The sequence below is a fragment of the Rhodococcus sp. 1163 genome (assembly GCF_002091985.1).
Lineage (GTDB): Bacteria > Actinomycetota > Actinomycetes > Mycobacteriales > Mycobacteriaceae > Rhodococcoides.
The window spans coordinates 14,966-27,814 of record NZ_MKKX01000035.1; the positions used below are offsets into that span (position 1 = coordinate 14,966).

The window sequence follows — 12,849 nt, forward strand, 5'->3', positions numbered from 1 at the left end:
ATCAGATAGCTTCGGGGCGCCATTCAAGCAGTGCGCGACGGCTATTGCCCGAACATCAGGGCGGTGTCGCGCCGGCCCATATAGCGCATGGCACTGACATTCCGACGCCTAGCCTCGGCAATTTCGCAGAGTTGTCCACAGTCGAGCCCCGCGTCAACACGCTTCCGGCCTGCCCTGGTCGTAGGGCGTTCGACTGTCGCGAAGCCTGCAAGCTTCCCTCCATGAAACGCGGTAGCTGGGCAACGAACCGGTACATCCTGGACGGCGCATCACTCAATGGCGTCATCACCCGTCGGGCACTTCGACAATGCGGAGTGTCGGACGGGTCCATTACTCTGAGAACTTCCGACGGCGGCAAATGGCGTCGAATACTGCCGGGAATCATCCTGTTGCACAACGGCAGTCCCACGCTTCTACAACAACAATCTGCCGCCTTGCTGTACGGCGGCGAACAGAGCATGCTCACCGGCGGAACCGCCGTCATGCAGCACGGCTTCGACCGTGTCGGCGGCGACGTCCACATCCTCGTTCCGGCGACCATGCGTCGAGCATCGTCGTCGTTCGTACGTGTCGAGCGGACTCACCGACTACCGAAACCACTGCATCGTGGTCGCTTGGCCGTGGCGCCGCTACCGCGTGCGCTCGTCGACAGCGCGCGTGCACTGCGAAATACCGGCGCCTGCACTCGCCTGTTCGCGGAAGCTGTACAACGCGGTGCGGCCGATCTCGACGAGATAGTCCGCGAACTCAGGGAGGGCCCCCGACGTCACGGCGCTGTCGGTTGGGCAGCGGCGAGCGAGCTCGCCGACGATGCACATTCCGTTGCCGAGGTTCAGGCTCAGAGGCTCTACGTCACCTCTGGCCTTCCGAAAATGGTCCACAACCGCGACATCCTCGACGCCGACGGCAGATTCCTCGGACGACCCGACGGCTGGATAGATTCTGTCGGGTTCGGTTGGCAGATAGACTCGTTCGCCCATCATCTGAGCCCAGCCGACCATGCCAAGACTCTGAGACGTCGAGCGGACATGGAAAGAATCGGAATCATCGTGGTGGCGCACCTGCCGAAGCAGATCAGAGACGATCCGTCAGGGGTACTGGACGACCTTCGAGCCGGCTACGCCCGTGCACTTGCCCGCCCGCGCCCACCCGTGCACACCGCCCAAGCATGAATGGCGCACCCAAGCTAACTGATCGTATGAATGGACCATTCAAGCGAAAGTGCGGACACCACAACCGCACCCGCCCGCGCCCACCTGTGCACATCGCCCAAGTATGAATGGCGCACCCAAGCTAACTGATCGTATGAATGGACCATTCAAGCGAAAGTGCGGAGCGACCCAGCGAAAAAATTAGATAGGAAGCAGATGATGCTTCCGCGGATTCTTGAACACCTCTTTGTTCTCGAGCAACTTGAGTGCTTTGCGTAGTTCGAGGCGCGTCTGGGACGGTTCGATGACGGCATCGATGTAACCGCGTTCGGCTGCGACCCATGGCGTTGCGACGTGCTCGTTGTAGAAGTTGATGAGCTGCGCTCGCACTGCCGGGGCGTTGTCTCCTGCCGCGGCGAGTTGTTTGCGGCCGATGATGTTGACGGCACCCTCTGCGCCCATGACGGCGATACGGCCGGTGGGCCAGGCGAAGTTGATGTCCGCACCCAATTGCTTGCAGCCCATGACTGCGTAGCCACCACCGTAGGCTTTGCGAACCACGACGGTGACCTTGGGAACCGATGCTTCGATGTAGGAGAACAGGAATCGTCCGCCGCGCTTGATGACGCCGACTTTCTCCTGGTCGACGCCGGGCAGGAAGCCTGGGGTGTCGACGATGAAGACGAGCGGGATGTTGTATGCGTCGCAAATCCGGATGAAGCGTGCTGCTTTGTCCGAGCCGTCGGCGTCGAGTGCTCCGGACAGGAACATCGGCTGATTGGCGACGACGCCGACCGATTTGCCGTCGACGCGGGTGAGTCCGGTGATGACGTTCGGTGCGATGCCCGTGGACATCTCGTGGAATTCGCCGTCGTCGAACATGCGAAGGATGATGTCGTGCATGTCGTAGCCGGCGTTGTCGGCGTCGGGCATGACCTTGTCCAGTAACAGGTCCGACTCGGTGATCTCGGGCTCGATACCCGGATTGACTACGGGCGGGTCTTCCTGGCAGCTCGACGGCATGTAGCTCAGGTAGTTCCGTACCCAGGCGAAAGCTGCTTCTTCGTCCACGGCAACGTGGTGGACGTTGCCGTATTCGGCCTGCTTGCGTGCACTTCCGAGTTCGTCGAGGCTGACATCCTCTCCGGTGACGGACTTGATGACGTCCGGCCCGGTGACGAACATGTACGCCTCTTCGGTGGCGACGACGACATCGGTGTTGATGGGTGCGTAGACGGCGCCGCCTGCACACTTGCCGAGGATGATCGATACCTGCGGGCACATGCCGGACAACGGCTCGTGCCGACGGCCGAGCTCGGCGTACCACGCGAGAGAGGTGACGGCATCCTGCACGCGCGCGCCGCCGGAGTCGTTGATTCCGATGACCGGGCAACCGACCTTGATCGCGAAGTCCATGATGCCCGCAACCTTGCGGCCGAACATCTCGCCGACGGTGCCGCCGAAGACGGTCTGATCGTGGGAGAACACGGCAACCGGTCGCCCGTCGATGGTGCCGTGCCCGGTGACCACGCCGTCGCTGTACAGCGCGGTGGGATCGTTCGGAGCCTTGACCAGTGCACCGATCTCGATGAAGCTGCCCGGGTCCAGTAGCGAGTCCACGCGTTGTCGAGCGCTCGGGATGCCCTTCTTTGCCCGCTTGGCGATACCTATCTCACCTGCCGGCTCCTTGGCGAGTTCGAGGTTGGCACGCAGATCGGCCAACTTTTCGGCGGTGGTACCACTCAAGGCTTAGCTCCTGACTCGATTTCTTCGAGCTTCTTCGTCATGTGTGCCGCAATTCTGCCAATGTACGGCTCGTCGACGATCGCAAGGTGATCGCCTCCGATCTCGACGATCTCGAGGTTCTTCACAACCGTCGGCCCCCACCCACCGTGGGCTTCACGGGTGGCGTAGGCGGGCTCCAACGCAATGGCATCGTCGTGGTACTTGTCGGCCATGTACAGCGTCACGGGTCCGCTGTACGGCTTCAGTTCTGCTGTCTGGATGGCACGGTTGTCCAGCCAGGAAGTGCGTTGATGCTCGATGATGCCACCGGGGATCTTCGCACCGCTGAGCTTGACGAGATCGGTGATGATGCGGATCTGGCCTTCGTCGTCGGCCTCTACCAGCTTGTCGTACGGGATCGGGTAGTCGACGTCGTAGGTCTTCTTGGCGAATGCCGCGTACCGCTCCCAGCGCTTGCGCACCTCGGCGCGAGTGTCCGGAATTTCCGATCCTGGCATCACCGTGTCGAGCAGACCGACGTAGGCCACCTCGATGCCCTGTTCTTCCATTTGCCTGGCAACTTCGTACGCAAGGATGCCGCCGAGCGACCATCCGACGAATACGTAGGGACCTTCCGGCTGGATTGCACGGATGAGCGGCACATATTCTGCGGCACGCACGGAGATCGGGCCTTCGACGCGTTCGAGTCCGTACATCGGGGTACCCGCGGGAAGCTTCCGGAGCAGCGGCTCGTAGGCGACCGTGGAGCTGCCCGCCGAGTGGAATGCGAACACCGGTGTGGCCGTGGAACCTTCGGGGCGGGCGCGCAAATTGCGTACCACTCCGTCGATTTCGCCGCCCTCGAGGTGTGGGCGCACCTTCTCGGCCAGCTGCTCGATGGTCTCCGAGTCGAGGACGTCGTCGAAGGTGACTTCGCCGCCGGCCCGCTCGGTCAATCGGGCCGCCAGCTTTTCGGCCACCTCGTCGTCGAGGATCGGCAACGTGTTGAAGATGCCCTTGGCGGACTCCTTCGTCACCACTGCCCACGTCGCGAACGTCATCCGCTCGGCGTTGTCGCGGGGCGGAACGTCGGAGCCTGCAGCCTCGGCGAACCCTTCTTTGCCGCCCAGGTCCGACATCGAATCGGTCTGCGCTACAGCAGGGATCGTGTCGGGAGCAGATTCGACGGGCGCGGCCGGGGAGACCGAGTCACGAGCCTCGGCCTCCTTCTCCGCGGCCTGTTGCTCGGCGAGCGCCGCGACCTCTTCACGATTCTCCAGCGCGTAACGCAGGTACTTCTCGACCTCGAGCAGGTTGGCATCGCGCACAGCCTGCAATTGCACCGTGGGTATGTCGAATTCGTATTCGACGCGGTTCTTGATACGCACCGCACTCAGCGAGTCGAGCCCGAGTTCGATCAGCGGCACCTCCGGTGGAAGGTCCTCGGGGGCATAACCCATCGACTCGGCGACGATGATCGCCAACCGGTCTTCGAGCTTCTGGCTACCGTTCGCGTCCCAGCGATCACCGAACGTCTCGACGACCTCCGGCAACTCTTCCATCGGCGAGGTAGACGACTGCGCCACAGTCACAACGGGTTCCGGCAACGGATCCCCGGAAGTGACGACGGCCTCGTGCAGCAGAGTGAACGCAGATCCCTGATGGGCGTGCACCTGAACGGACGCGCCACCGAGGTGTGAGGTCACTGTCGTGACGACGGTTCCGGCTTTGGGGACTGCCGCGTGTGACACCGAGTATCCGAGTTCGACGCTCGAAAGAACTTGCGAGGCTGCTGCCTTCACCAGTTCGTCGAAACTTCCGAGAGCCGAGGCCTGCACCTCCCATACGTGCCGACCGTCCGGCAGCGCAACCCGGGAACCGGGAACATGGGAGTTGCCGCTCGAGTTGACACGCGAGTCGAGCCAGAACTCTTTACGCAGGTAGGACGTACGCGGGATGGCCGCGTAGTCGCCATCGTCGAACAGCGTTGTCAAGTCGAGGGCGTGACCGTGGACGTACAGTTGTGCGAGCGCTGCGAGCAACGTCTCCGACTCGTCTTCCTTGCGCTTGAGCGTCGGGATCAACGTCGAATCGGCAACTCCGGCAGCCCATGCCGTCGCCGCGATCGACATCAGCGCGACAGGATTGGGAGCCAACTCGACGAACGTGGTGTGACCGTCGCCGACAGCGACGTTGACTGCCTGCGTGAAGTAGACCGGGTTTCGCATGCCCTTGGTCCAGTACTCCACACCGTGAATCGGCTCGTGGCCGGCGCGATAGTGCGCCTGCTTGTCGACCGAGGAGTAGACACCGGCACGAAGTTTTCCGGGCTCGATGCCTGCCAACTCTGCGGCCAGTTCACCGAGGAGAGGGTCGACCGCAGCGGTGTGGCCTGCACCCTTCACATCGAGTATGCGGGCCATCTTGCCAGCGGCCTCGGCCATCTCGACGAGTGCCTCGACCTGTCCGCGTGGTCCGCCGACCGTCGTATGTGTCGGAGCCGCATAGACGCATGGCTCGACGTCGGGGAACTGGTCGGTGAGCGCAGTGACCTCTTCCGGCGTGTATTCCACGAGTGCCATTGCGCCCTGCGAGGCCGCACCGAGACCTTCCTGGCCTTCCGCGAGCAGTCGTGAGCGCGCGTAGATGATGCGAACCGCATCTTCGAGGTTCAGCCCGCCCACGACGTATGCCGCAGCGACCTCACCCATCGAATGTCCGATGACGGCAGAAGGTTCGGCGCCATGGGCACGCAGCGTTGCCGCCAAAGCAACCTGAATGACGAAGATGGCGACCTGCGAGTTCTCGAACTCGTAGTTCTGCGAATCGTCGAGAATGATCTCCTTGATGGAGTAACCGGCCTCGTCGAGCAGCAGTTCGTCGACCTCGTCGACCGCAGCGGCGAACGTGGTGTTGTTGCGGTACAGCGCATTTGCCATCTTGCGATGCTGTGAGCCGAACCCGGAGAACACCCAGACTGCCCCATTGGACGCAGGCGAATCCGCGGAGAACACGCCCTGCCCTGGCTTCCCGGACGCGATGGCACGCAATCCGGTGATGGCTTCTGCGTGCGTCGACGCGAGAACGACTGCACGAGAACGACCGTGGTTCCGCTTGGCGAGTGCCCGTCCGACATCGACGAGCGGGGTGGTGCTGCCGGCTTCGGTCTCGAGCCAGTCGGCCAGTTCCGAGGCTGCGCGCTTACGCCTGGAGGGCAGTGCGGCCGAGACTGCCAGCACGACAGTCTGCGGAACGGACTCCTCGAGAATCTGCTCGGCTTCGGCAACGGGATCCGTCGTCTCGACGTCCGATACCAGGAGGCGCGTATCAGCTTCTACCGGTACATCTTCCGTGCCGAGAGCTTCGGGAACGGCCTTGACGTATTCCGTCACCACGACGTGCGCGTTGGTGCCGCCGAAGCCGAAACCGGAGATACCGGCGACGGCCTTGCCGGTGTATCGCGGCCATTCGGCTCCCTCGGACACGACCTTCAGATGCGCCTTGTCGAAGTCGATGTAGGGGTTGGGGCCCGCGTAGTTCAGCGAGGCAGGCAACCGGTTGTGCTGTAGCGCGAGCACGACCTTGATCAAACCTGCTGCACCCGCAGCGGATTCGAGGTGTCCGAAGTTCGTCTTCGCCGAACCGAGCAGCGCAGGCTTGTCCTCGCTACGGCCCCGGCCGACGACGCGTCCGAGCGCATCCGCCTCGATGGGATCGCCGAGAATGGTGCCGGTGCCGTGCGCCTCGATGTAGTCGACACCGGACGGGTTGATGCCGGCATCACGATAGGCGAAGCGAAGAGCGTCCGCCTGAGCGTCGGGACTCGGAGCGAGAAGCCCGTTGGAGCGACCGTCCGAATTGATCGCCGAACCGGCGATGACCGCAAGAATGTCGTCTCCGTCGCGCTCGGCGTCCTCGACCCGCTTGAGCACGACGAGGCCGCCGCCCTCGGATCGAATCATGCCGTTGGCGTCGGAGGAGAAGGCCTTGATCTTGCCGTCCGGCGCCAGAACGCCCGTCTGGCCGAAGCCGACGGTGATCGGCGGTGCCAGCAACATGTTGACGCCACCGGCGACAGCAAGATCGGATTCGCCGTCGCGCAAACTGCGAACGGCCTGGTGTACAGCCACGAGCGCGGACGAGCACGCGGTGTCCACCGCGATGGACGGTCCGCGGAAGTCGTAGAAGTACGACAACCGGTTCGCGACGATGGCCGTCGAGGTACCGGTCAGTGCGTACGGGTGAACTGCCGGATCGCTGACGGCGAGCAACTGGTAGTCGTTGGACGAGCTACCGATGAAGACGCCGACCTGCGAGCCCTTGACGGAACTGGCCGGGATACGGGCATGCTCGAGGGCTTCCCAGGTGAGCTCCAGCGCCAGCCGCTGCTGTGGATCGACATTGACGACCTCGTTGGGCGACATCGCGAAGAACTCCGCGTCGAACGTCTTGACGTCATCGAGGTAGCCGCCTTTGGTGACGGTCGCGTCGACAGCTGCCTTGATGACCGGATCGGAGGTGAACTCCTGCCACCGCCCCTCGGGGAGGTCGGTGATGCCGTCGCGGCCCTCACTGAGCATCGTCCACATCTCTTCGGGCGTGTGCCCTGCACCCGGGAAACGCGTCGAGACGCCGACGATGGCGATGTCGTGCGAGGAACCGGGCCCGTTGCCCTGCAGGTAATACGCGTCGTCGGCGGCCTCGTCGGGAACATCGGGTTCACCCTCGATGATGCGGGTGGCCAGCGACGCGATCGTCGGATGCTGGTACGCGACCGTAGCGGTCAACGTGACACCCATGAGTTCCTCGATATCACCGCTGAGTGCGACGGCATCGCGAGAGGCGAGACCGAACTCTTCCATCGGCCGATCGTCGGAAATCTGAGCCACCGGCTGCCCCGTTGCGTCGGCGACCCAGTTGCGCAGCCACTCACGCAGCTGCGACACGGTCATATCCGCCCCAGAGCTGTCTGTCACTCGTTCGGCATCGATCTCATGGTTTGCCATCAACTCACCAAGCTACCTGTCCATTGGAAAAGGTGGTCTCTGTAGAACGTCCGGAAGACACTCAGTCCGGTTGTTCCACGTCGGGGAAAGCGTTCTGCTGGTAGCCGCCGCGCAAGGTGCCCTCGATGTAAGCGGCTTTGCATGCGCGTCGAGCAATCTTGCCGCTCGAGGTGCGCGGAATGGAACCGGCAGGCACCAGAAGTACGTCACGAACCGTCACGCCGTGGCGGGTGGAAATCGCGGTACGAACCTCGTCTGCGATCGGCGCCGGGTCTGCCTTACCGGAACCGGGTGCACGCTCGGCAACGATAACGAGCTGCTCCGAACTGTCGCCGGGGTCCTTGGTCAGGGCCGAGCCGCTGAACTCGAACACGACGTCGGGCAGCTGGTTCAGTGGGACCGAGAATGCCGCCACGAATCCTGGACGCAAGGCCTTACTGGCCTCCTGCGCGGAGAATTCGATGTCCTGTGGGTAATGATTTCTTCCGTCGACGATCACGAGGTCCTTGACGCGACCGGTGATGTAGAGCTCGCCGCCGTGGTAGACGCCGTAGTCGCCGGTACGCATCCACTTGGCGCCGTCGGCTGCGCCCTCGGCATGCGATCCCTCTGGGATGCGATTGACGAGCTTGTTGTGGAAAGTCTCGATGGTCTCCTGCTCACGGCCCCAATAGCCCACACCGATGTTCTCTCCGTGCAGCCAGATCTCACCGACGTGATCGTCGGCGACCTCGGTCGCGGTATCGGAGTTCACGATGGCTGCCCACTGGCTTCGGGCAACCTCACCGGTGGAAACCTGTGGAATGGCACCGACCGCATCCTGATCGACGACGACGAAGTTGCCCGCGTTGAGCTCGACCCGGTCGACGTACACGACCTTGGCCGCGTCGAGATTATTGGTGGTGGAGACGAACAGCGTCGCCTCCGCCATGCCGTACGACGGCTTGATTGCCGTCTTCGGGAGGCCGTACGGACCGAATGCTTCGTTGAACTTCTTCATCGACGAGGTGGTGACCGGCTCGCTGCCGTTGATGAGTCCGATGACATTGGAGAGATCGAGTGGCTCGCCGTTCTTCGGCAACCCACGCTGCGCGGCATGCTCGAAAGCGAAGTTGGGAGCGGCCGCAAACGTGCCTGCACCGTCGGAGACCGCGGCAAGTTCCTTGATCCAGCGCCATGGGCGCTGCACGAACGCACGCGGGCTCATGATGGTGATGTACCGGCCGCCGAGTGCGGGCAGGATGACCGTCAGCAAACCCATGTCGTGGAACATCGGCAGCCAGGTGACACCGCGTGAATCCACGGTGATCCCCATGCTGTCCACCATTTGCAGGGCGTTGACACCGACCGCGCGGTGGGTGATCTCGACGCCTGCCGGGGTACGGGTCGAACCCGAGGTGTACTGCAGATACGCGATGTCGTCGAGCTTGGCGTTCGGTTCCACCCAGGTCTCGCCGACGCTGTCGGGAATGGCGTCGACGGCGATGATGCGCGGACGCTGCGCAGCGGGCAGGCCTCGGAAGAACGCTCGAACCCCTGCTGCGGACTGGGTTGCCGTGAGGATGGCCGTCGGCTCACAGTCCCCGAGCACGGCATGCAGCCGGTCGGAGTGACCCGGTTCGTCCGGGTCGAAGAGCGGAACCGCGATGGTCCCCGCGTAGATGGCTGCGAAGAATGCGATGACGTAGTCGAGCCCCTGCGGCGCCAGAATTGCGACACGGTCACCGGGAGAGGTGACCTGCTGCAGACGAGCGGCCACGGCGCGTAGACGACGTCCGAACTGCGCCCAGGTGAGCTCGTGAGCTTCACCGTCGCGTTCGGTCGAATAGTCCATGAATCGATATGCCAGCGTGTCGGCATTCTTTGCGACGTTCACCTCGACATGTCGAACGAGAGTCTTACCCTCGCCGATGACGATGTGGCCGTTCTCATCGATGTATTCATCGAATGTATGGCTCATGTGTTCGCTTCTCCTCCGCGGAATCCGCTGCTTCTGCACGATCGGGCAACGGCCCGCGCCCCGACATTTCTTCTCGACTCACGCAAACGCAGTACAGCGTGAAATATTACTAGCTGGTAGTTCTCGGGAAGGCCGGGCCTGCCGGCCCCGCCATTCGAGTACCGAACGTCCGGTCATTCACCCTTCAGCAACTCGATGACCGGCGCGAACGCTTCCATCTGTGTGGGGAAAACCCCGACATAGGACATCGTTGTTTTCGCACGAACGTTACGGATCTGATCGGCAATTTCCTCGTACGTTCCGAACGCGAGGTACGGCGAGGTCAAAATATCCTCGATACTCAGTTTCACATCCACGTCGACGTTCGGCGGATAGCCGTTGTCGAGAGCAGCCAACGCCATCTCGGCCATCTGCTCACGATCGTCCGTGACCACGATGGTCGTGATCGCCCAGTTCAGTTCGATCTCCTCGAAGCGCTCTCCGGCTGCCTCACGGATGAGCTCGACTCGTTCGATCGTCTTCTCCAACGTCATACCGGACAGACGAAGCTTGCCGTCCTTCGTCGAACTCGGCACGACCGAGATGATGTCGGCATACTTTGCGGCCAGTGCCAACATACGAGGGCCACCGCCGCCGACACAGATCGGCGGTCTCGGTCCCTGACGTGGCCGTGGACTGCCCTTCAGGCCGGTGATCTTGAAGTGTTTGCCCTCGAAATTGCATTCTTTTCCGCGAAGCAAAGTATCGAGAATCTGAAGGCTCTCCTCGAGCTTCTCGATACGGACGCCCGGCCGGTCGTAGGTGATGCCGGCCTTGTCGTACTCGTCCCGCATCCAGCCCGCGCCCAACCCGAGCTCGAGGCGACCACCCGAGAGAACGTCGATGGTCGCGGCGTCCTTGGCCAGAATCGCCGGATGCCGGAACCCGTTCGCGAGAACTGCGGTGCCCAGACGGATCTTCTCCGTAGCCACCGCGAGCGCGCCGAGTGCCGCAATCGGGCCGACCTGATTGCCGAGGTGATCCGGGATCATGAAGCTGTCGTAGCCGAGCTCCTCGGCCAGCTGCGCCAGCTTGATGAACTTGCGCGCTCCACCCTCCTCGGCGTTGCCCTCACCGCCTGCTGCGAAGCGGAACGGACGAAGCGCCCTGATCTGCCCGTCAGCGGGTAGATCCGGGGCCTGGGCGGAACACATGTATAGGTCTCCTCGATGCGGGTACGCGTAGATTCCAGCGCCGATTGCGCCTACTCCAAGCGGCCACTCTATCTGCTCACTACCCGGGAATACACCTGCCGGGGTACACGAGGACCAGCTTTGTGCCTATTCCCCAGAGGGCGGAGTGGACCTTGTGACACCTCCGCTGGGCCCCGTCCCCTCCGCTCAGGAGTGCGGAATCGCCGGCGCCTGCTCGATCAGACCGGCCGCCCACCGCGCAGTCCACTGCGTCGACGTCGTGCCGCTGTCATCGACCACGAAGGTGTTGTATGACGCATGCACCGGGTTACCTGCAGCCCCCACGAGAATTCCGATGCTCTGCGGAATGTTGCGCAGCGACAAGCCTTCCGACGGAGCAGTACAGATGAGATCGCCCGGCGCACATATCTGATTGACCACCGAATCGAGTGAACCGAATCCGCCGGCGCGGGCCCCTGTCATCGTGACGCCGGGAAAGTCGAGACCACCGAGCGCAACCTCGGCGCCGACCCCGTCGACCGGCGGTCCGATGTCCTGCCCGGAGGTGCCGTCACGGCGCCCGTCCGCTATCAAAGTCACGCCCAGAACCTTGTCCGCTGCGACCGGGCCGTTGCCTGCACCGATCTCGGCTGCAATGTCGCCTGCGATGACAGCACCCTGCGAGAAACCGGCCAGGATGTAACTCGTCAGCGGGCAGTGCTCGCTGACGCGGGTCAGTTCGGCCTTCGCTGCCGCAGCACCCTCGGTACGAGAGTTGTTGTACGACTGCTGGCCGTCGGGCGGGAACGCGATCGGGTTGGAGAACTGCGCAACGTACGGGACCGTGTACACGCTGGCCCGCCCCGGCTCGAACTGCTCCTGCAGCGGCCGAGTCACGTTCAGCATCAAAGACAACGGATTGGCCGACGGGTTGTACGGATCGTCGGTCGCCGAAGATTCCCAGGTACCGGGAATGGCGATGACCGAGACATCGGCACAATCCGCCGGTTGCGACGTCTGTTCACCCGGGCCGGGCTCTGGCACCGGGGAAGGCACAGTGTCCGGCAGCCTTCCGGCAAGCAGATACCACGCGGCCACGATGATCAGGCCGAGAACGACTGCTACCGCAAGGAGCTTCGGTAGCAGACGCCTCTTTTTCTTCGTCGGGTTCGCCATCGAGACCGTCAGGCCTTACAAATCGTGTTCTGCGCGGCGGTGATGTAGAGCTGTGCGGTCTCGCCTGCCTGTTCGGCCGTGATCTGCGTGCCCGACGCGCTGGCCTCGACCCCCACGTTGGCTGTCACGAACGTCGAGATCTCGTCCGGTGCGACACCCTGCGACTGCGCCGAACAAATGTAGGTGGCCGTCGAGATGGCGATCTCACCGTTGCCCGCCGGGGTGACCCCACTCTTTTTCAACTCTTCGAGAAACGCTTGGCCTCGATCGTCCATCGGTGCCTGGGTTGCACCCGGGAAATCCTCGGGTACAGGCTGCGGCTGCTCCGGCGGTGCCGTCGCTGCCTCACCGGGACTCGTCACGGCGGCCGAGGTCGTCGACTCGCTCGCCGAGGTCGTCGCCGAGGTCGTCGAGGATTCGGCCGTAGTGGTGGCGGTGGTAGTGGTCGGTACCCCGGTGGCGGTGGAGTCGTCGCTTCCGCAGGCGACCAACATTCCACCTGCAGCTACGGCGAGAACGCCCATCGACAGGGTTCGGGCCAGAGACGTTCGCATGTTCAATCCAGTCCTCACAAGCGCATGATTCACGAGCGGCATCGTTCAACGCGTGAGGGTACAGAGTTCCACTGAGAGAAACCTGAAGCGGTACCCCGAACCTCT

At 63.1% G+C, this 12,849-nt stretch carries 7 protein-coding genes; 1 reads left to right on the plus strand and 6 read right to left on the minus strand.

What is annotated here, in order from left to right; translation table 11 throughout:
- Positions 1-221 precede the first annotated feature (221 nt).
- Positions 222-1,172: a hypothetical protein gene (locus BJD99_RS15850; RefSeq protein WP_143542194.1), complete on the plus strand. Its 951-nt coding sequence runs from the start codon at positions 222-224 to the stop codon at positions 1,170-1,172.
- A gap of 180 nt (positions 1,173-1,352) precedes the next feature.
- Here BJD99_RS15850 and BJD99_RS15855 read toward each other — a convergent pair whose 3' ends face one another.
- From BJD99_RS15855 to BJD99_RS15880, 6 genes are all read right to left on the minus strand, one after another.
- Positions 1,353-2,897, minus strand: coding sequence for an acyl-CoA carboxylase subunit beta (locus tag BJD99_RS15855; RefSeq protein ID WP_084348135.1), 1,545 nt, complete (start codon positions 2,895-2,897; stop codon positions 1,353-1,355).
- Entirely contained in the window at positions 2,894-7,828 is a 4,935-nt protein-coding gene (gene pks13 / locus BJD99_RS15860; protein ID WP_143542203.1) for a polyketide synthase Pks13, read from the minus strand. The genes BJD99_RS15855 and pks13 overlap by 4 nt, the downstream gene beginning before the upstream one ends.
- 115 nt (positions 7,829-7,943) lie before the next feature.
- The gene (gene fadD32 / locus BJD99_RS15865; protein ID WP_084348137.1) at positions 7,944-9,842 is read right to left on the minus strand and encodes a long-chain-fatty-acid--AMP ligase FadD32; all 1,899 of its coding nucleotides are present in this window, start codon (positions 9,840-9,842) and stop codon (positions 7,944-7,946) included.
- Between the two features lie 173 nt (positions 9,843-10,015).
- Positions 10,016-11,035 carry an LLM class F420-dependent oxidoreductase gene (locus tag BJD99_RS15870; RefSeq protein WP_084348138.1) on the minus strand — a complete coding sequence of 340 codons (1,020 nt, stop codon included), beginning with the start codon at positions 11,033-11,035 and terminating at the stop codon, positions 10,016-10,018.
- Between the two features lie 186 nt (positions 11,036-11,221).
- Positions 11,222-12,190 (minus strand): cutinase family protein, encoded by a 969-nt coding sequence (locus BJD99_RS15875; protein WP_084348139.1) that lies wholly within the window; start codon positions 12,188-12,190, stop codon positions 11,222-11,224.
- 8 nt (positions 12,191-12,198) lie between these two features.
- Positions 12,199-12,744 carry a DUF732 domain-containing protein gene (locus BJD99_RS15880; protein ID WP_084348140.1) on the minus strand — a complete coding sequence of 182 codons (546 nt, stop codon included), beginning with the start codon at positions 12,742-12,744 and terminating at the stop codon, positions 12,199-12,201.
- Positions 12,745-12,849 lie beyond the last annotated feature (105 nt).

Coding starts and splice junctions, on each gene's coding strand:
- BJD99_RS15870 (WP_084348138.1), bottom strand. CDS start 11,035: ATGTGTTCCGCCCAGGCCCCGGATCTACCCGCTGACGGGCAGATCAGG.
- BJD99_RS15850 (WP_143542194.1), top strand. CDS start 222: ATGAAACGCGGTAGCTGGGCAACGAACCGGTACATCCTGGACGGCGCA.
- pks13 (WP_143542203.1), bottom strand. CDS start 7,828: ATGACCGTGTCGCAGCTGCGTGAGTGGCTGCGCAACTGGGTCGCCGAC.
- fadD32 (WP_084348137.1), bottom strand. CDS start 9,842: ATGAGCCATACATTCGATGAATACATCGATGAGAACGGCCACATCGTC.
- BJD99_RS15875 (WP_084348139.1), bottom strand. CDS start 12,190: ATGGCGAACCCGACGAAGAAAAAGAGGCGTCTGCTACCGAAGCTCCTT.
- BJD99_RS15880 (WP_084348140.1), bottom strand. CDS start 12,744: ATGCGAACGTCTCTGGCCCGAACCCTGTCGATGGGCGTTCTCGCCGTA.